Raw genomic sequence first — 20,439 nt, 5'->3', positions numbered from 1 at the left:
GGTTAGTTGGCAGTGTGCAGTCGTAAGTAGGCAGAACCTACATCGATGCAACCATCAACTGCTCGCAATGAGCCAATATTATTAACATACTGGGACAAGTATTTACTTCTCGAAAGTTGTCTCCGGCCCTTGCGGGCCGGATGACGGCGTACATAAGCTTACGGGTTATTAGTACTACTCGGCTATGACATTACTGCCTTTACACCTATAGCCTATCAACGTGGTCATCTCCCACGACCCTTAAAAGAAATCTCATCTTGTGGTGGGTTTCGCGCTTATATGCTTTCAGCGCTTATCCCTTCCCGACATAGCTACTCTGCGGTGCCCCTGGCGGGACAACAGATACACCAGCGGTCAGTCCGATTCGGTCCTCTCGTACTAGAATCAGATCCACTCAAATTTCTAACGCCCGCAGTAGATAGAGACCGAACTGTCTCACGACGTTCTGAACCCAGCTCGCGTGCCACTTTAATGGGCGAACAGCCCAACCCTTGGGACCTTCTCCAGCCCCAGGATGTGACGAGCCGACATCGAGGTGCCAAACCCCCCCGTCGATGTGAGCTCTTGGGGGAGATCAGCCTGTTATCCCCGGCGTACCTTTTATCCTTTGAGCGATGGCCCTTCCATGCGGAACCACCGGATCACTATGCTCTACTTTCGTACCTGATCGACCTGTGTGTCTCTCAGTCAAGCTCCCTTATGCCATTGCACTCTACGCACGGTTACCAAGCGTGCTGAGGGAACCTTTAGAAGCCTCCGTTACTCTTTTGGAGGCGACCACCCCAGTCAAACTACCCACCACGCAATGTCCCCCCTAATGGGGGTTAGGCCTCAGATAAGCAAAGGGTGGTATTTCAACAATGACTCCTCGAATCCTGGCGAACCCGATTCACAGTCTCCCACCTATCCTACACATCACTTATCCAAGGTCAATACGAAGCTATAGTAAAGGTGCACAGGGTCTTTTCGTCCCACTGCGGGTAAACGGCATCTTCACCGTTACTACAATTTCACCGAGCTCATGGCTGAGACAGTGTCCAGATCGTTACACCATTCGTGCAGGTCGGAACTTACCCGACAAGGAATTTCGCTACCTTAGGACCGTTATAGTTACGGCCGCCGTTTACTGGGGCTTCAATTCAATGCTTCTCCGAAGATAACATCTCCTCTTAACCTTCCAGCACCGGGCAGGTGTCAGGCCCTATACCTCATCTTACGATTTTGCAGAGCCCTGTGTTTTTGATAAACAGTCGCCTGGACCTTTTCACTGCGGCCAGCATTACTGCTGGCGACCTTTCTCCCGAAGTTACAGGTCTATTTTGCCTAATTCCTTAGCCATGAATCTCTCGAGCACCTGAGGATACTCTCCTCGACCACCTGTGTCGGTTTACGGTACGGGTACTTGCAATCTAAGTTTAGAAGGTTTTCTTGGCAGCCCTTAGGTACACTATCACTTTGTCCGAAGACTCCGTGTACTATCGCGTCTCCCCAGGTTTGACGCATTTAACTATCAAACCTATAGGTAACCGCTTCAACGCACTATTCCGTCAGTGCGCGGTACTTTCATCACTGCGTCGCTCCATCACAATTGCAACTAGTACGGGAATATTAACCCGTTGTCCATCGACTGTTCCTTTCGGATTCGCCTTAGGCCCCGACTAACCCTCAGCTGATTAGCATAGCTGAGGAAACCTTGGTCTTACGGTGTGCGGGTTTCTCGCCCGCATTATCGTTACTTATGCCTACATTTTCTTTTCCAGAAGGTCCAGCATGGCTCACGCCACACCTTCAGCCCCGCTGGAATGCTCCCCTACCACTGATATTACTATCAATCCATAGCTTCGGTACTATACTTATGCCCGATTATTATCCATGCTCGTCCGCTCGACTAGTGAGCTGTTACGCACTCTTTAAATGAATGGCTGCTTCCAAGCCAACATCCTAGCTGTCTGGGCAGACAAACCTCGTTCTTTCAACTTAGTATAGATTTGGGGACCTTAGCTGATGGTCTGGGTTCTTTCCCTCTCGGACTTGGACCTTAGCACCCAAGCCCTCACTGCTGTGAAACATTTACTAGCATTCGGAGTTTGTCAGGAATTGGTAGGCGGTGAAGCCCCCGCATCCAATCAGTAGCTCTACCTCTAGTAAACTTTATGCACAGCGCTGCACCTAAATGCATTTCGGGGAGTACGAGCTATTTCCGAGTTTGATTGGCCTTTCACCCCTACCCACAGGTCATCCGAAGTCTTTTCAACGACAACCGGTTCGGACCTCCACTGTGTGTTACCACAGCTTCATCCTGCCCATGGGTAGATCACACGGTTTCGCGTCTAACACTACCGACTAAAACGCCCTATTCAGACTCGCTTTCGCTACGGATCCACATCTTAAATGCTTATCCTTGCCGGCAACGTTAACTCGTAGGCTCATTATGCAAAAGGCACGCCGTCACTCTTTCGAGCTCCGACCGCTTGTAGGCGTATGGTTTCAGGATCTTTTTCACTCCGTTATTCACGGTTCTTTTCACCTTTCCCTCACGGTACTGGTTCACTATCGGTCTTCTGCGAGTATTTAGCCTTACCGGATGGTCCCGGCAGATTCAGACAGGGTTTCACGTGCCCCGCCCTACTCAGGATACCACTATGCATTACACTCATTACCCATACGGGACTATCACCCTCTATGGTTACTCTTTCCAGAGCATTCCGGTTCTTTGTGCATACAATATCGTGGTCCTACAACCCCACAATTGCCGTAACAACTATGGTTTGGGCTAATCCGCGTTCGCTCGCCACTACTTACGGAATCACTTTTGTTTTCTTCTCCTGCGCCTACTTAGATGTTTCAGTTCAGCGCGTTCGCTCACCTATCGGTGTGATGCATCTTCAATGCAACGGGTTGCCCCATTCGGAAATCTTCGGATCAACACTTGTGTGCAGCTCCCCGAAGCTTATCGCAGCTTATCACGTCCTTCCTCGCCTGCAGAAGCCTAGGCATCCCCCATACGCCCTTATTTTGCTTATTGTACTTTTTAGATAGTCGAAAGTCTGTAATCGAAAGTCTAAAGTCCGAAAACTTCAAACCTCAATACAAACCAACAACTTCTGTGCTTTCTACTTTGTTTGTATCAACTTATCCCAATATGTCAATGAACGTTTTTCAATTTGAAAATTTGAAGATTTGGAAATTTGAAAATGTTATACGCCCCGAAGAGCCATTTCCAAATTTTCAAATTGTCTAATTTCCAAATTAAACAGTGGAGAATATCGGAGTCGAACCGATGACCTCCTGCGTGCAAGGCAGGCGCTCTAGCCAGCTGAGCTAATTCCCCGTCTTTGAAGTAAGCAGTTTGCAGTCGCAGTTTGCAGTCTGTAAACGTGCACACCTTAACGTGTAAATCACTCAACCTCCAGAATTTCCTATATAAGCTTCGCCTTTCTCAACGCTCCGAAGAGCATTATCTAATTATCTAATTTTCCAATTATCTAATTAGCAGTAGTCCCGGGCAGACTCGAACTGCCGACCCCTACATTATCAGTGTAGTACTCTAACCAGCTGAGCTACGAGACTTTGTGTAGTCTGCAGTTGGCAGTCGCAGTCAGCAGTATTTACTGCCTACTGGCCACTGGCCTCTGCCTACTTCCTTGGCTTGCTTACATTGTATTTTGAATCGACAGCGAGAGTAAAATAAACCTTGGCAGTTTATTCATTGGTTGCTAGACCTTGTTTTCAGTCTCTAGAAAGGAGGTGTTCCAGCCGCACCTTCCGGTACGGCTACCTTGTTACGACTTAGCCCTAGTTACCGGTTTTACCCTAGGCAGCTCCTTGCGGTCACCGACTTCAGGCACCCCCAGCTTCCATGGCTTGACGGGCGGTGTGTACAAGGCCCGGGAACGTATTCACCGGATCATGGCTGATATCCGATTACTAGCGATTCCAGCTTCACGGAGTCGAGTTGCAGACTCCGATCCGAACTGTGACCGGTTTTATAGATTCGCTCCTGGTCGCCCAGTGGCTGCTCTCTGTACCGGCCATTGTAGCACGTGTGTAGCCCAAGGCGTAAGGGCCGTGATGATTTGACGTCATCCCCACCTTCCTCACGGTTTGCACCGGCAGTCTTGCTAGAGTTCCCGACATTACTCGCTGGCAACTAACAACAGGGGTTGCGCTCGTTATAGGACTTAACCTGACACCTCACGGCACGAGCTGACGACAACCATGCAGCACCTTGAAAGACGTCCGAAGAAATATCTGTTTCCAAATACGTCGTCTCCCATTTAAGCCTTGGTAAGGTTCCTCGCGTATCATCGAATTAAACCACATGCTCCACCGCTTGTGCGGGCCCCCGTCAATTCCTTTGAGTTTCAGGCTTGCGCCCGTACTCCCCAGGTGGGATACTTATCACTTTCGCTTAGCCACTCAGGATTGCTCCCGAACAGCTAGTATCCATCGTTTACAGCGTGGACTACCAGGGTATCTAATCCTGTTCGCTCCCCACGCTTTCGTCCATCAGCGTCAATCAATTGTTAGTAACCTGCCTTCGCAATTGGTATTCCATGTAATCTCTAAGCATTTCACCGCTACACTACATATTCTAGTTACTTCACAATAATTCAAGTCCTGCAGTATCAATGGCAGTTCGACAGTTAAGCTGCCGGATTTCACCACTGACTTACAAAACCGCCTACGGACCCTTTAAACCCAATGATTCCGGATAACGCTTGGATCCTCCGTATTACCGCGGCTGCTGGCACGGAGTTAGCCGATCCTTATTCTTACGGTACCGTCAAGCTCCTACACGTAGGAGTGTTTCTTCCCGTACAAAAGCAGTTTACACACCATAGATGCTTCATCCTGCACGCGGCATGGCTGGTTCAGGCTTGCGCCCATTGACCAATATTCCTCACTGCTGCCTCCCGTAGGAGTCTGGTCCGTGTCTCAGTACCAGTGTGGGGGATCTCCCTCTCAGGACCCCTACCCATCGTTGCCATGGTAAGCCGTTACCTTACCATCTAGCTAATGGGACGCATGCCCATCTTGAACCGTTGGAACTTTAGTAATCAAATGATGCCATCCAATTACACCATGGGGTATTAATCCAAATTTCTCTGGGCTATCCCCCTGTTCAAGGTAGGTTGCATACGCGTTACGCACCCGTGCGCCGGTCTCAAAGGAGCAAGCTCCTTCTACCCCTCGACTTGCATGTGTTAAGCCTGCCGCTAGCGTTCATCCTGAGCCAGGATCAAACTCTTCATCGTAGTTTTTAAATATTTTCGACTCAAGGCTAGCATAAAATAAACCGATTCCCGATCTACCTTACTCTCTTAATGTTTGTCTTACCCTAAAGTAAGACGTGCTGTCAATCCAATATGTCTATGAACGTGTCTTCTTGTTTTCACTTTGAAATTGAAACGGTTTTTATCTCGTTTCGCTCTCAAAGCGGGTGCAAAAGTACAACTGTTTTTCGCTTTTCCAAGACTTCAAGAGAAAAAAAAGTATTAATTTTTCTATCCGCCTGTCTATCAGTACCCAAAATCCAATCCCAAGTACCGCATCAATAAAACCAAAGAACTTTTGCGCTGTTGCGGGTGCAAAAGTAGACACCTTTTCCGGCTTTCCAAACTTTTCAAGGAAGGTTTTTTCAAGTTTTCACCAAAAACACGGGTTATGAGAACATTAGACGTATGTTAAAATTCGGGGAAATCCGCGTGAGGGGGCGAAGCGGCAGCCTTTTGCACCGCCGAACGTGGTTTTGCCCGATGCCCCGGCGACCAGCGGAAGCCGAAAGGGCGAGGCCGCAAAACCCGGTCGGAGGGCAAAAGCTAGAGCAAAGCACCCGACGGCGCACTTATATATAATAAGAGAAGGAGGATGATGCGCCGGCACGCTATAGAAGGAGTTAGGGATTGGGAGTTAGGAGTTGGGGAGTAGGCAGTGGGCAGTGGGCAGCGCTGGTTGTTGGTAGTTGGACGAACTTCTTTCTTCTTCCTTCTTTCTTCTTTCCCCTCACCTCTCTCTTCTCTCCCCTCACCTTTTTCTCAGTTACGCCCTATTTACTATCTTTCCCCAAAAATCCACTATGTCGTCTACCGTTATCCTGTCGATTATTGTTGTGTATTTCGGACTGCTGTTCTTCGTTTCATGGTTCACCAGTCGTAAGGGCGGCGACAATGACACTTTTTTCAAGGCCAATAAGAACTCGAAGTGGTACCTGGTGGCGTTCGGCATGATCGGCACGGCGCTATCGGGTGTGACCTTTATTTCGGTGCCGGGCAAGGTGGGCAACCCGGAGGTGCAGTTCAAGTATTTCCAGTTCGTGCTGGGCAACGCGATTGGGTTTATACTGATCGCCAAGGTGTTGCTGCCGTTGTATTACCGTATGAACCTCACCTCTATATATGAGTATATCGAAAAACGGCTGGGGATTGTTTCGTATAAAACGGCTTCGACGATTTTCCTGGTGAGCCGTACGCTCGGTTCGGCGGCGCGGCTGTATCTGGTGGTATTGGTGCTGCAGCACTATGTGTTCGACGACCTCGGCGTGCCGTTTTGGGTGACGGTACTGGGCTCTCTTGGACTGATTTTCGCGTATACCTATCGAAGCGGACTGAAGACGATTATCCTTACCGATACCCTGCAGACCGTCTTTCTGGTGGCATCGGTGATCTTTACGATTTACTTCGTGTGTGACCAACTGAACCTGACACTCCCACAGGCATTTGAGGCGGTCAAGGAAAGTAATTACTCGCGTGTCTTTTTCCTTGACGACGCAATGAAGGGCACTTTCTTCCCGAAACAATTGTTGGGTGGCATCTTCGTGACACTGGCGATGGTGGGCCTCGACCAGGACCTGATGCAAAAGAACCTCAGCTGTAAAACGATTGGCGAAGCGCAAAAGAATATGCTGGTCTTCACGGGTATCTTTGTGTTTGTGGTGCTTTTCTTCCTGTGCGTGGGGGCCATGTTATATATGTATGCCGAACAGAACGGCGTGGCCGTGCCCGAAAATACCGATTTCCTATTCCCTGAAATCGCGTTCAACCATTTCAAGGGTGCCGCGGCCGTCGTCTTTCTTCTGGGCCTGACGGCGGCTACGTTCGCCACGACTGATTCTGCGCTTACCGCCCTGACGACATCTTTCTGCGTGGATTTCCTCCAGATGGACAAAAAACCGAACACTGGCAAAACAGTACGCACGCGCCACTTCGTCCATATCGCTTTTTCGTTTTGTATGTTCCTGGCTATTATGGTGTTTTTCGCTGTCAACAACAAGGCGGTGGTGGATATGATTTTCCTGATTGCGGGGTATACCTACGGTCCGCTGCTCGGACTTTACGCGTTCGGATTGTTGATGAAAACCAAAACCGTGCGTGACCGATGGGTGCCGGTGGTTTGTTTGGTGGCGCCTGTCTTAACGTATTTCATCCAAACGGCGCCGTGGCCGAACGGATACGTGTTTGCAGAGGAAATTATTATCGTAAATGGGTTGTTGACGTTTTTGGGGCTTTGGGTGATTTCAAAGAAGACGGCGAACCAGACCGTTTTCTAGGGAGCTACTGCAGCTTCGGAAATGGAGCAACAACTGGGGACGTTCCTCCCCTATTTCCCATTCCTTTTATAAAAAACGTACATCACCCGCTTGTCCCACCGTCGAAAAACTATTTTTACGTCATCCGACAAAAAACATCGAAACATGATTTTCTTCTATGGCGTGAGGCACAAACGACTGCTGTCACGAAACGTGTCCGACGCTTGCCCCAATTGCGGCATCGCCGGGTCACTTACACTGACCGTCCGGATGCGTTACACACACTTTTTATTGATCCCTTTCTTTCCAGCCGGGAAACGAACCGAAGGCATGTGCAGCGGCTGTGGCCAACCTATCGCGCATTGGGCCATGAATGGCGCGCTTCTAAAACGATCCCATGAATTACAACGTGAAGCAAAGACGCCCTTTTGGATGTATACCTTCTCCGGCATGTTGGTTGCCGTTCTCCTATTAGCCTTTATCGAAGCGAAGGCCAGCGGCGAGCAGGATGCTATTTACGTAAAGAACCCGAAGGTAGGCGATATCTATGAGTTTGAAATGGAGAGTGGAAAATACACCTTGTTGAGAGTCGCCTCCGTTTCGAAAGACACAGTGGGTGTTTACTATAACAGCTATATGAGCGACGAGATATCGGGGCTATATGACATTCGCGACTCTATGTTTATCCCCGGATCCGATAAAATCGCGAAATCCGAGTTGCGGCGACTACTTGACGAGAACAAGATTCTGTCTGTCGAGCGTCCCTAATCAAGGCATTAACTATACCGAGGGCCTCAAAACAACCGCAACTGCCCGTCTTTATACGAGGGGAACAACGCATGGTTAAGTTCCGGAAACGTACGCCCTTCAAAGAACTTCTTGCGCGCGAGTTGCACCTGCGACCGCATCATCTGGGCAAAATTCCCTTCGCCGCGCATCCGTTCGCCCCAGCGGCTGTCGTTTAGGTTGCCACCGTGGCATTCCTTTATCTGGCTGAGCACTTTCTCCGCGCGGTCGGGCATGGCTTTTCGTATCCAGTCGCTGAAGATCTCGCCGATGGCACCGTTTAGCCGCACCACCGTATAGGCGACGGAAACCGCGCCTGCATCGGCGGCGGCTTTCGCCAACGGTAGTACCTCGTGGCTGTTGATGCCCGGAATCAACGGTGCCATCATGACATTGACCGGCACGCCGGCCTCCGACAACATCCGGACGGTGTCAAGTCGCTTTTGGATGGTCGCCGTCCGCGGTTCGAGAATCTGCCGTGTTTTCTCCGACAGCGAGGTAATGGAGAGGTTGACCCCGATCAGGCGGTGCGCCGCCAACTCGGTTACCAGGTCCATGTCGCGGGCAATGAGGGCGTTTTTGGTGATGATGCCAACAGGATGCCGGTATTTCAGAAACACCTCGAGGCATTGGCGCGTGAGCCTGAATTTCTTCTCCGCGGGCTGATAGCAATCGGTATTACCCGACAGTACGATGGTGTGGGCGGTCCAGTTGCGGCTCTTCAACTTTTCTTCCAACAATTGCGGGGCATTCTTTTTGACCAGGATACGGCGCTCGAAGTCGAGTCCGGCGCTGTAGCCCCAATACTCATGACTGTTTCGGGCGTAGCAGTAGATACAGCCGTGTTCGCACCCCTGGTAGGGGTTGAGGGAATATTCGAGACCGACATCCGGACTGTCGACGCGGTTGACGACCGTTTTCGGGAATACTTCAAGGTATTGCGTGCGGTTGTCGTCGGCCTTGTCACCTTCCAGGCGGCAATGTTCAAGGAAGTCGTCGCGGAGTTCATACGACTGCGCGAAGAAGCGGTTGTGGGTGTTCATCTGCGCACCCCGCCCTTTGATATAGCCGTTCTCCTCCTCCATTTCTTTTTTCGGAAAGGTAAAAAGGCGACGCCGGACGCGCAAGGCGGAAGGTGTTAAATGATATAAAATATATCAACAATTGATTTTACAATCGATACATATTATATCAATATTGCCCCGTCGCCAGCAGCACTAAGGTACAGGCGACCTCCGGAACGATGCCGTTTTCGCGCAGGATCGACATTAGTGCGGGGTTCTCGGTGCCCGGATTGAACACCACCCGCTTCGGATGCAGCGACAGGATGTAGTCGTAATACGGTTCCTGGTTTTTCGGATTGAGGTAAAGCGTAACGGTATCAATGTCGGTGAACGGTGCCGGCGCGCGAAGGATGTCGACACCTGCCACACGTCCTTCCCTCAGACCGACGGCCACCACCGGATGTCCGTGCCGCACCAGGCTGTTCAACGCACGATACGAATAGCGATCCGGGTTCTCTGAGGCTCCTAATATGAGGGTTTTCTTGGCTGTCATATAGTAAAGGTAGGGAATTAGGGGTTAGGAGTCAGTGGTCGGTAGTCAGTGGTTGGTGGTTGGTCATTGGTGTGTGGACTTCTAATCTTCCGGACTTCCGGACTTTCCGACTTTCGACTTTCGACTTTCGACTTTTGACTTTTGACTTTCGACTTTTGACTTTTGACTTCCCAATCCAACTAAAACCTACAAGGTTAAAAAAACCTTGCAGGTTGGAGCAAGTCTTCCTCGTTCTCCCGATCTCCCGAACTTCCGGACTTTCCGACTTTCGACGTTCGACTTTCGACTTTTGACTTCCCAATCCAACTAAAACCTACAAGGTTGAAAAAAACCTTGCAGGTTGGAGCAAGTCTTCCCTTTTCTTCCCATCTTCCGATCTTCCGAACTTCCCATCTTCCGATCTTCCCATCTTCCGAACTCCTGACTTCCCGACTTTCGACTTCCCGACTTTCCACTTAATTACCTATCTTTAATATATCCCTAACGATATCCGGCGACACGCCGAACTACCTTTGCAAAAAAAATGGACGTTTTTATCTACCTCTTCGCCGCGCTTTTCTCTGTTTTGAACCCTATTGGGACGGTGCCTATTTTCGTTGGGCTCACGCAGAACGACAGCAAGGCCGAGCGCTCGCGGATTTCGTTATGGACGGCGATCGACGTCGCCATCATCCTTATCATCGCCTTTTTTGCCGGTAAATATGTGCTCACGTTTTTCGGGATCAGTATTGAGGCGCTGCGCATTGCGGGCGGACTCATGATCCTAAGTTCCGGATTTTCGCTTTTGTCGGGGAAGTTCAGCCGCAGGCGTGGTATCAATAAAGAGGTGGAAGAAGACGTACAGCGTCGCAATGATATTGCGCTTACACCACTGGCGATGCCGATGCTCGCCGGCCCGGGGTCGATCTCGCTTTTGATTGCCTACTACCAGGAACACCATGATACCCGCGACGCCCTGTGGTCAATCGGCGCTATTTTGGCCGTGGCACTCGTCATTTTCGTGATGCTGCGCAGCGCGCATTATTTGTCGCGGATACTGGGTGCCTCGGGTATCGTCGCCATCTCCCGCATCGTGGGCTTCATTGTGGTCGCCATCGGCATACAATACATCACCAGCGCCATCGTCAGCATTATCAAAGATAACTTCCCCGGCTGATCCACTCCCATCCGAAAAATAAAAGCCGGCACTACGCCGGCTTCCTTATTTTATCGCTAGGGTAAACGTCCAACCACCCTCAACCCTCAACCATGAACTATGAACCATGAACCCTCAACCCTCAACCATTCTTCGGCAAAAACACCTCCGCCATCATGCACCGGGCACTGCCGCCGCCACAGGCTTCAATGGTATCAAGACTTGAACTCAGGATCGTCGCGTGCTTCTCAAGCTGTGCGATCTGCGAAGCGGTCAGGCTTTTGTGGGCGGCTGCGCTCATGACCACGAACCGCTTACCTCCCATTCCGGCTACTACCAGCATATTGCCCGCAAAGCTGTTGACCTGGTCTTCGGTGATCAGGATAATGTCTTTTCCATCTTCCTTCAGGCTCTCGAGCACCTGTTTGCGTTCTTGTTTGTCGTCGATGCAGTCGGCACACAGCACGGCGAAGTCTTCGCCCAGGCACATCATCACATTGGTATGGTAAATCAGCTTGCGCTCTTCATCTACGGTTTGGTAGGCTTCGAAGATAATCGGGCGCAGGTCGAAATCCTCACAGAATTCGATCACAAGTTCCTCATCGGCGCGGGGTGACAGGGCGCAATAGGCCTTTCCGTTGGCGCGGTCGAGCAGCAGGCTGCCGGTACCTTCAAGGAAGAAGCCATCGTCTTCCGCTTCCGTATAATCCATGATGTTATCGATGCGGAAACCGCGTTCCTCGAGCACATCGAGGATGTCCTCACGACGTTCCGAGCGGCGGTTCTCCGCAAACATCGGATACAACGCTACGTCGCCGTTCTCATGAAAGGAAATCCAGTTGTTCGGAAAAATCGAGTCGGGCGTATCCGGCACTTTCGTATCGTGCACCACCACGACGTTCACACCCGCTGACCGCAGTTTGGCCACAAAGGCGTCAAACTCTTCCTGGGCACGGCCGTTCACCGTTTCGGGCGACAGTCCATCGAGCACTTTTTGGTAATAATTGTTTACAGCGGTCTGTTCGTTCATCCGGAAAGCGACCGGTCGAATCATCAGAATGGTATCCGTGATTTGTTTCATGGGTACGTAGGCAATTATACCTGCAAGGTAAAAATTTTCCGTTTCGGTTGCGTGTTTTTTTTGAGTAGGCGGTCTTAGTGGCAGTCGCAGTAGGCAGTGGGCAGTCGCAGTGGACAATCGGCAGTCCCAGTTGGTAGTGGAATGCCGTTACTTGAATATCCTTCGTTATAAGTTACATACTTAGGCAGCCATCGCCCTTCCGAGCGCAGCGAAGGAATCCCGTTTATTGACAATACCCCCTATTTGAACCTCCCGTGGTTACACAAAAAGTACCTCTCCGGCTATCGTTCTTCCGAGCGGAGTAAAGGGAGGGGCGTGCCGGCGCCTACTGCCTACTGCCACTGCCCACTGCTTACTGCTTACTGAACAAGGCGCCGTCGGGCTATCCGCTTTAGTCCTCGCCGATTTCGTACCTCATCGGCTGTGGGCTGCCGCTCCTATCCCTCACGCAACTACTAAACGGAGGGTATGTGTTCATAGGTTAATCGCGTATCAACGGGAGGGTTGAGCAACGCAACAGACCTTCCTGCTTGGCAATCTCGGCATACGGAATTTCCTCTACCGTGATGCCCTTTGACCGTAGCCAGGTGTTGAGTCGGGTGAAATTTCGTTCTGATACGACCACGTCCGGTGCGATCGAGAATATATTCGAGTTCATGTGGTACATCTCGTCGCGGGTAATGTGGAAGAGGTTGTCAACACCAAAGAAATCACGAAGGAACTCATAGTCTTTCACGTCGCGGAAACCGTCTTTGTAGATAATCGCCTTGTCGGTGCCCACCGGTTGGAAACAGCAATCGAGGTGCAGGGCATTGTCGCGGGCCTCGACGGTCGATTTGACGAGGTCGAAAGCCATTACCTTTTTGTGCGGGAAAAGGTTTTTTATAAACTCGACGCCCTTCAGGTTGGTGCGGGCCGTCTTGATATCCGGGTAATCGGCGCCTTTATACGTCCCGATGAAGATATAGTCGTTCCACACGATCACGTCGCCCCCCTCGATGTGGATATCCTGGTCGGCGATATGCACGAACTTAGCGGGATCGACCTGGTCGACCACATGCCGGATTGCGGGGAACTCCTTGATACGGTCGGGTAGTATATTCGACTCGATAAACACATCGTCGATGACAAACGCGATATCGCGGGTGAAGATCTGGTTTTCGTTTTCCACCACTTCCGGGCGGTACACCGTCACGTCATATTTCTCGAAAACTGCCCGGAACGCCTCCATTTCCGCCACCATATCGGCCTCAACGGGATAGGTGCCGGCCTTGATGTGCTCAAGCGATTTTGGGTCATAGGCCTCTTCGGCTTTGGGTGTCGGGCCGTTGCTCACGGCGGTTCCGAGCACGACGGCGCGCAATCGGGAGGTCTCGTTTTTGACGTTCAGGGAAAGCATGGGGTTATTTGGTTGGTATTGGCAAAGATAGGAAAAGGGCGTTGAAATTGAAGAATTGTTTGATTATGGGAGGATAAATTGAGGATTAAGTAATTGAGTCGAAAGTGAGAAGTCGAAAGTTCGGGAGTTCGGGAGAACGGAAGATCGGGAGTTCGGAAGCGATACGCACGAAGGTCTGGGGTGGCGTTGTGGTTGGTGGTTTTTGGTTCTTGGTTCTTGGTTCTTGACTAACCCCTCCTAAAATAGCTATACAGATTCGTTAATAATCCTACTTGTTGATACGTTATAACCAGCCTAAATCCGAAAATAGACGAAGGAAAAACGATGTCTATCCGTGTTATAAACATCACTCTCCGTATTTTTACACTCGCCCGATAACCCTTTACCCCACTACCCCATTCCCTAATTATCTCATTTTCTCATTATCTAATTCAGCCATTCGCTAATTCGCTCATTACCTCATTCGATCATTACCATGCTCATCGCCGTTCTCGAAAACCCCAAATACATTGATAACATCGGAAACGTCATCCGGAATGTAAATGCGTTGGGCGTCGACCGACTGTATGTGGTAGACGGCCTTAAGCGGCTCGAAGACGATCCCGAGGCACTGAAAAACCGAAGAAGCCTGTTGAAAATGTCGAAGGGCGCGGTGAAATGGACGGAGATCCGTCGGTTTGATACAACGGCCGCCTGTTTCGACGCATTACGGCAGGACAGCGCTGTGTCGGTGGGCACATCCCCACACGCCATCGGACGCCAATCGATTGCCCTGCCTGTCTCGAACCTGACCGCACCACAACTCGCTATCTGGTTTGGGGATGAGGCCAACGGCCTATCACCCGAGGCGTTGGGGCATTGCGATTTCTGTGTGCGCATCGAGATGAACGGTGCGGTTGAAAGCCTGAACCTGGCTACCACTACGGGTATTGTGTTGTATGAGGCGGTGCGACAGCGGAGGAAAAGTTGAGGGTTAGTGGAAAGTCGAAAGTCGAAAGTTGAAAGTCGGGAGTTCGGAAGATTAGTCGGTTGACCAGAAAACGCAGACGTCCATCCGGCACGTTCGTTTGCTAAACCCGACAGTCCGCTTCTGGACTTAACCTGAGCCAAACGCTACGAGTAACAGCAACGCATCCTGTGACAGTGCCTCAAATTCAATCGCGGAAACGCCCGGCAGCCAAAGGGCATCCCGTACTTCCAAAAGTCGGTCTTCCACTTCAAAGGCTCCGCCAATGGCGAAAGCCAGAACCGCGGATTGAGGTGTATCGAAGACGTGTTCGGCAGCGTGACGCAGGTCGTAACTCCCGATGTATACCTTACAGGCTTCTTTTTCATACAGGTTGTGGAGCTGATTGCGTTCGGTAAACGAGAGCGCGCCACATGCAGAATCTGTCAACTCGGGCGCTTCGAGCAATAGCAACTGCGAAGCATAATCGTCAAGCGGATTGCGCAGGATGAGGGTCTCCGTCGCCGGATCTACTAAACGAAAAGACGGAACGCCCACAAAATCGTCGCGGTCGTCTACGTCAACCCCACCGAAAAGAGGCAGTAACAGGAAGCCACAACGGCGGTCGTTGCGAAAGACCAGACGGGCGCCGGGCTGCAGAGTGGCATCATGCAGTGCACCCACCGGTTGCATCCGGAACGGTGTGGTTCGAATGTGTACGCCCACTCCTTCCGTTTGCGCGCAGTGGGCCGCCGTGATGAGTCGCACCGTGTCTGTCATCGCTGATTGCATTTTATTTCACGAGCATCTTCCCGCTTCGGGTAAACGCCCCACTACCTGAATCGACATTTACGGTGTAGATGTAATAACCAGGGGAGAATCCGTATTCGCTTCGGTTGATGGCCATCACGCTGGCGCCTGCACCAAACGAAAAGCGTTTGACGGCCCCGACCTGCCGTCCGGCGAGGTCAAAAATGCGAAGTTCAAGATCGCCGCCATTGGGCAGGCTCACCGGAATCAGGGTATACTCGTCCATCGGGTTCGGGTAGTTTTGGCCTATGGTGCCTGCCGTCGACACGACTTCCTCGACGCCAAGGGTCGGTCCGTTTACGTAAATCGTATGGTCAAGTGTATAGCCTGTAGCAAGGGCGCCGGATACCGAAGCCAATTCGGTGGTGACGCCGTCGGAAAAGACATTATCGCTGGCGTTGTAGGTATAGCCCGTCATCCCCTTTGTATAGCCATAGGCGGTTGCGGCGTTGACCGTAGCGACAGCACTGGCCGTTCCTTCCGGAAACGCGATTTGTGTGACCAACAGCGAGGTTCCGGCGGCATTGTATATGTGGACGTGAATGTGCGTCGCCCGACCCGTATACCATCCAGGGAAAATGGAGGTGAAACTCACGAGTCCGTTTGCGTCGCTCACCTGTCTTCCCCTTAAAAAATTATACGCTGTATAATTGGTCGGTTGCATGCCGGTGCCTCCGTACTGCGAATAATTCCCGTCTTTGTCGCAATGCCAGATGTCGACCAGGGCGCCCTGATAGGCTCCGCAATTGGCGTTTTTGTTCTTAATATAAATGTTGACGGTAAAGTTGACGCCTGTGCGGTCGCCTACGATGTTCGACTGGTTGTAATTAGCCGGGTTGATAGTAGGGAACGGCCCTGCGGTTTCCGATGCCGCTATGGTGCAATCCAAAGGAGATTGCGGTGCTTCGGCGGCGGGTTTACCGGTGCGGAAAAGTTCGGGTGCGGATAGGGCCAGTCCCAGAAATCCGATACTGTTGCGAAGAAAAACCTTTCGTTCCATGGCGCTGTATTTTTTGGTTACAGAACGAAGGAAGGACTTCAGTCGGTTTCGGACAAAAAAATGAGGTAAACACCACGCATTGAGCGGCTATCAAAAAAAAACACCCCCGAAGAGGTGTTTCACTGTGTCATATCCGTATTACCGTTTGTCCATTTCCACAAACGGACGCAAAGGGTGTCCGGTGTAAATCTGGCGCGGACGGCCAATTGGTTCTTTGTTGAGGCGCATTTCTTTCCACTGTGCGATCCAGCCCGGGAGCCGGCCGATGGCAAACATCACCGTAAACATGTCGGTTGGGATACCGAGTGCGCGGTAGATGATACCGGAATAGAAGTCGACGTTTGGATAAAGGTTACGCGATTTGAAGTAGTCGTCATTCAACGCGGCGACTTCCAGTTTTTTGGCGATGTCCAATACCGGATCATCCACACCCAGGTTCTCCAATACCTCATCGGCTGCCTTCTTGATGATTTTGGCGCGTGGGTCGAAGTTTTTATAGACGCGGTGACCGAAGCCCATCAGGCGGAACGGATCGTTTTTGTCTTTGGCTTTCGCGAGGAATTTCTCGGTATCGCCGCCGTCTTTGTTGATTTCCTCGAGCATTTCGAGAACCGCCTGGTTGGCACCACCATGAAGTGGACCCCAAAGTGCGGAAACACCCGCCGAGATCGAAGCAAAAAGACCGGCGTGGGACGAGCCTACCATGCGAACCGTTGATGTCGAGCAGTTTTGCTCGTGATCGGCATGGAGGATGAAGAGTTTATCGAGTGCATCGATCACCACCGGATTTGCCTTATAGGGTCCGGTTGGCAATTCAAACATCAGGCGCATGAAATTCTCGACATACCCTTTGGTGTTGTCGTAGTAATTGAGCGGATAGCCCATCGCCTTGCGGAACGTCCAGGTTGCCAGCACGAGGAATTTCCCCATGGTTTTGACGATGGCTTCATACATTTCCTTATCGTTCTCGACGTTTACGACTTTAGGGTTGAAGGCCGTGAGGGCGCTTGTGAGCGACGACAACACGCCCATTGGGTGTGCGGTTTTCGGGAACCCGTCGATGATATTTTTCATTTCCTCGTTGACGAGGGAGTATTTACGGATGTCGTTCTCGAACTGTTCGAGTTGGGCTTTGGTAGGCAGCTCGCCAAAGATGACCAAATACGAAACCTCTAGAAAATTGGCTTTTTCCGCTAGGTCTTCGATAGCATAACCGCGGTAGCGAAGGATGCCTTCTTCTCCGTCGAGGAACGTGATATCGCTTTTGCAGGATCCGGAGTTTTTGTAACCCGGATCGAGCGTGATAGCGCCTGTCAGGTCGCGGAGTTTGTTGATGTCGATGGCCACTTCGTTTTCGCTTCCGACCAAAACCGGAAACTCATACTTGGTGCCATCAAGTTCCAATATAGCTGTTTTTGACATGATGTAAAATGGGTACTAAAATCGTTTGTAAAGAACCTTACAAACGTAGCGCTTTTTGCCCTAAAATAAAATCGGCAAATGCAAGAAAAACGTTAATTCTTCCTTTTTTCAAACGATTTCGCAAGAAGTGAGTCAAATCCCCCGTCTGAATCGCTCAAAGGCCCACTTTAGGGCGTTGCCCCTATTTCTTCACCAATTTCAGCAACTGCTCCCCTTCTGCTGCTTTCACCCGCACAAGGTAATTACCTGAAGGAAGTGACGAGATGTTCACTTGCGTGCCCCGCCCGTTACCATCCTGTTTGTAGACCTCCTGCCCTAACAGGTTGAGGATGGAAATCGCTTCGATGTTGACAGCCCCTGAGATCGTAATAACGTCCGAGGCCGGGTTAGGCCATAGCATGAAGGCTTCCGCCGGTGGCGTAACGGTGCTAAGTTGTTGGAAAGTCGTCGTAGCGGTATTAGTCGCCACCGGCGCATTGAAGTCGAAGTAGATATCGGCTTTCTGGCTGACGGAGTTACCGGTTACCAATGTATTCTTCGTTTTGATCTTGAACAGGACATTCCCCTTCGCTTCCGGTTGGAGTTGGATACCTTCGAAAATAAACTCGACCAAATCGCCATTGCGTTGCACGCGGGGCTGGTGGGAGGAGTTGATGAACTGGAGTGTATTCATATCAAATTTCGACGCATCCATCTTCATACGCACCACTACATTTTCAGCTGGGTAATTGCCGGTGTTCTCGAAGTTCACATTATAGTGCAGGAACTGGCCTATCAGCGAGGGGTCGACCACCTCTCCTTCCAGACAGGTGATGTCATTTGGATCATAGGCTCCCACCACCGTGTGATGAAAAGCAAAAGCGTTGTCCGCGGGATTCTCATCAGTTTGCAAAAGGGAAACATAGCTGTTGTAAGTCATGACATCCCCAATATTCACCGCCGGCGTTTCAACGGGGCTGTTCGCGTGGACCGTTACGAGGATGGAACGGCTCTCATAGGGCCCCAAACCTGAGAAGTTCCAGCTTCGGCTTCCGCTTGCAATAGCGTTGGGAGTAATTGAGGCGTAAACGAAATCGAGTTTATCATCGTCGAACTGGAAATTGACCTGACCACTCTCTACCTGGTTGCCTTTGTTGCGATAGGTTATAGCGTATGACGCGTCATAACCCGGGCGTATGACGCCGAAGGGTGCGATGGTGACTTCCACATCATGATAGACACCAATAGGGGCAATGCAGAAGTCGAGATCTGGGATAGTGTCAGTACCGTTGAGCGTTATCGGAATTAATGGCGGGGAAATCGAAAAGTAAGATGGGTTATCCACCAATATCGGTTGTACCGTATAATTTCCGGTGGCGTGTAAATAAGCCACATAGTCGCCTTCCTGAGAAAATGTCTCGTAGTACTGATCGTCGATATTAATCCCTATTGCTGTGAGAAAGGTGGGAGCCATATCATTGGGATCGCATCCATCACCTTCATCATCAAAAGCCAAAGAGCCTGACATGGTATTATATCCTCCTCCGGGAACAAATGAACAATACGAATCCACGACGGTTACAGGCAACGTAGTCAGCGCATTTGTGATGGTGTCAATCTGGTCTTCATCGATACAGAAAAATGACAGATTTGGAAAGCGCTCGTTAAGGGTAGTGGTTTCAGGCGAAATCCACTCTAAACCCGGATACTCAAAAATAAATTGTTCTGCTACGCCATTCTTTGCGAGAATTGAAGTCGCGAGCGTAAGTCCTATTTTAACCGTTTCGAGTGAAGTACAGTCCGTAAGGTCGATCACAGGTGCTTCGATGGAAATAAGATCCAGATTTTTCAAGTGGCTGCAACCGGACAAATTAAGATCTGCAACTGCGGTATACGATCCTGTGACGGAAAGGTCTTCCAAACCTGTCGTTTGCGAGCAGTCCACATAAAGGTAAGCTCCTTCAACCCAAATATGCTTTACGGCCGACCCGGCAACGGACAGATAGCCAATGCTACCTAGAAGAAATTCATTATAATTGGATGAAATAATAATCTGTTCAAGATTTGGGGTGGCGTCAGCGTTCAACCAAAAAGCAGCACACCACTCTAATGATATGTTTTCTACACTAGTCCCGTGTACATCAATACCAAGAACCTCGACATTAAAAAAATCCACGGTTTTTAGATTGTGCATCGCCGAAAGATCAAAAGGCGCATTCCCCAACCAACAGTGGTTAGCTTCCACTGTTTCAACATTAGGACAATCCGTTATAAAGATCGAGTGAACAAACATATCTGTATTCGAAAAACCTATTTTCTTAAGCGATGGCAGATTGTTGAGGGTAATGTCAACATACACCTCGTATCCTATACCTATTCCCACCTGTTCGAGATTGGGTAAGCCCTGTAGGGTTATAGGACATCCGACTGAATAACCACTATTAATTATCGCTACTTTCTGGAGGTTCTGGAATGATCCTATTCCCTCCATGCTTGTCATTCCGTTCACATCTATTGTCAATGATGCGACCTGACCAGCTTCCGTCTGCTGTATTTCACCGTCGTTATTGGCGTCAATTGCGATATAGCTACCTGCTGCATTCTGTGCTTGGTTTTCACCTGATAGGAGAAACGTCTTAAAAACGGGATCCGGTATGTTGACAATCTGCGCCTGTACACCGGCTGACACCAAAAACAAAAGGAGTAATAGTTTTTTCATATACCTGGAATTCAGATTCAAAGATAAAAAACGCTTCGGAGCTGGGCGAAGCGTTAGTAAGAAAAATACGTATTTCT

The 20,439-nt window shown here is 50.3% G+C and carries 12 protein-coding genes, 2 tRNA genes and 2 rRNA genes; 4 read left to right on the top strand and 12 right to left on the bottom strand.

Going from position 1 to position 20,439, the window contains the following annotated elements; all coding sequences use genetic code 11:
• Nucleotides 1-148: 148 nt before the first annotated feature.
• From MKO97_RS06470 to MKO97_RS06455, 4 genes are all read right to left on the bottom strand, one after another.
• Nucleotides 149-3,025: ribosomal RNA gene (locus tag MKO97_RS06470) — 23S ribosomal RNA — on the bottom strand.
• Between the two features lie 232 nt (nt 3,026-3,257).
• Nucleotides 3,258-3,331 (bottom strand) — tRNA-Ala (locus MKO97_RS06465).
• A gap of 165 nt (nt 3,332-3,496) precedes the next feature.
• Nucleotides 3,497-3,570, bottom strand: a tRNA-Ile gene (locus MKO97_RS06460).
• Between the two features lie 170 nt (nt 3,571-3,740).
• A 16S ribosomal RNA gene (locus MKO97_RS06455) occupies nt 3,741-5,258 on the bottom strand.
• Together the 16S and 23S rRNA genes with 2 tRNA genes alongside form the textbook arrangement of a ribosomal RNA operon.
• 821 nt (nt 5,259-6,079) lie before the next feature.
• Between MKO97_RS06455 and MKO97_RS06450 the strand changes: the two genes are divergently transcribed.
• Nucleotides 6,080-7,549, top strand: a complete 1,470-nt coding sequence (locus tag MKO97_RS06450) for a sodium:solute symporter (protein ID WP_241105301.1) — start codon at nt 6,080-6,082, stop codon at nt 7,547-7,549.
• A 144-nt stretch (nt 7,550-7,693) separates the two neighbouring features.
• The gene (locus tag MKO97_RS06445) at nt 7,694-8,296 is read left to right on the top strand and encodes a zinc ribbon domain-containing protein (protein ID WP_241105300.1); all 603 of its coding nucleotides are present in this window, start codon (nt 7,694-7,696) and stop codon (nt 8,294-8,296) included.
• A gap of 26 nt (nt 8,297-8,322) precedes the next feature.
• Here MKO97_RS06445 and MKO97_RS06440 read toward each other — a convergent pair whose 3' ends face one another.
• Both MKO97_RS06440 and MKO97_RS06435 read right to left on the bottom strand, forming a co-directional pair.
• Nucleotides 8,323-9,399: a PA0069 family radical SAM protein gene (locus tag MKO97_RS06440; RefSeq protein ID WP_241105299.1), complete on the bottom strand. Its 1,077-nt coding sequence runs from the start codon at nt 9,397-9,399 to the stop codon at nt 8,323-8,325.
• A 106-nt stretch (nt 9,400-9,505) separates the two neighbouring features.
• A complete protein-coding gene (locus MKO97_RS06435) occupies nt 9,506-9,871 on the bottom strand; it encodes a CoA-binding protein (RefSeq protein WP_241105297.1) in 366 nt (121 codons plus the stop codon).
• Nucleotides 9,872-10,394: 523 nt separating this feature from the next.
• Between MKO97_RS06435 and MKO97_RS06430 the strand changes: the two genes are divergently transcribed.
• A complete protein-coding gene (locus MKO97_RS06430; RefSeq protein WP_241105296.1) occupies nt 10,395-11,027 on the top strand; it encodes a MarC family NAAT transporter in 633 nt (210 codons plus the stop codon).
• A 121-nt stretch (nt 11,028-11,148) separates the two neighbouring features.
• On the opposite strand, the gene ctlX is transcribed toward MKO97_RS06430, so the two are convergent.
• Together ctlX and MKO97_RS06420 are read right to left on the bottom strand one after the other, a co-directional pair.
• Complete coding sequence (gene ctlX, locus MKO97_RS06425; RefSeq protein WP_241105294.1) at nt 11,149-12,087, bottom strand: citrulline utilization hydrolase CtlX; 939 nt, start codon at nt 12,085-12,087, stop codon at nt 11,149-11,151.
• Between the two features lie 481 nt (nt 12,088-12,568).
• Complete coding sequence (locus MKO97_RS06420) at nt 12,569-13,486, bottom strand: dimethylarginine dimethylaminohydrolase family protein (RefSeq protein WP_241105293.1); 918 nt, start codon at nt 13,484-13,486, stop codon at nt 12,569-12,571.
• A 475-nt stretch (nt 13,487-13,961) separates the two neighbouring features.
• Between MKO97_RS06420 and MKO97_RS06415 the strand changes: the two genes are divergently transcribed.
• The gene (locus tag MKO97_RS06415; protein ID WP_241105292.1) at nt 13,962-14,456 is read left to right on the top strand and encodes a TrmH family RNA methyltransferase; all 495 of its coding nucleotides are present in this window, start codon (nt 13,962-13,964) and stop codon (nt 14,454-14,456) included.
• A 126-nt stretch (nt 14,457-14,582) separates the two neighbouring features.
• On the opposite strand, the gene MKO97_RS06410 is transcribed toward MKO97_RS06415, so the two are convergent.
• The 4 genes from MKO97_RS06410 to MKO97_RS06395 all read right to left on the bottom strand — a co-directional run bounded on the left by MKO97_RS06410 (nt 14,583) and on the right by MKO97_RS06395 (nt 20,362).
• Nucleotides 14,583-15,212: a hypothetical protein gene (locus MKO97_RS06410; RefSeq protein ID WP_241105291.1), complete on the bottom strand. Its 630-nt coding sequence runs from the start codon at nt 15,210-15,212 to the stop codon at nt 14,583-14,585.
• A gap of 13 nt (nt 15,213-15,225) precedes the next feature.
• Nucleotides 15,226-16,242, bottom strand: coding sequence for a T9SS type A sorting domain-containing protein (locus MKO97_RS06405; RefSeq protein ID WP_241105290.1), 1,017 nt, complete (start codon nt 16,240-16,242; stop codon nt 15,226-15,228).
• Between the two features lie 138 nt (nt 16,243-16,380).
• Nucleotides 16,381-17,664, bottom strand: coding sequence for a citrate synthase (locus MKO97_RS06400; RefSeq protein ID WP_241105289.1), 1,284 nt, complete (start codon nt 17,662-17,664; stop codon nt 16,381-16,383).
• A 181-nt stretch (nt 17,665-17,845) separates the two neighbouring features.
• Nucleotides 17,846-20,362 (bottom strand): T9SS type A sorting domain-containing protein, encoded by a 2,517-nt coding sequence (locus MKO97_RS06395; RefSeq protein ID WP_241105288.1) that lies wholly within the window; start codon nt 20,360-20,362, stop codon nt 17,846-17,848.
• Between the last annotated feature and the right edge of the window lie 77 nt (nt 20,363-20,439).

It is taken from the genome of Flavobacterium sp. HJ-32-4, from assembly GCF_022532105.1.
GTDB lineage: Bacteria > Bacteroidota > Bacteroidia > Flavobacteriales > Flavobacteriaceae > Flavobacterium.
The sequence above is the reverse complement of the archived record's forward strand: the minus strand, read 5'-3'. Positions and strand labels throughout refer to the sequence as shown.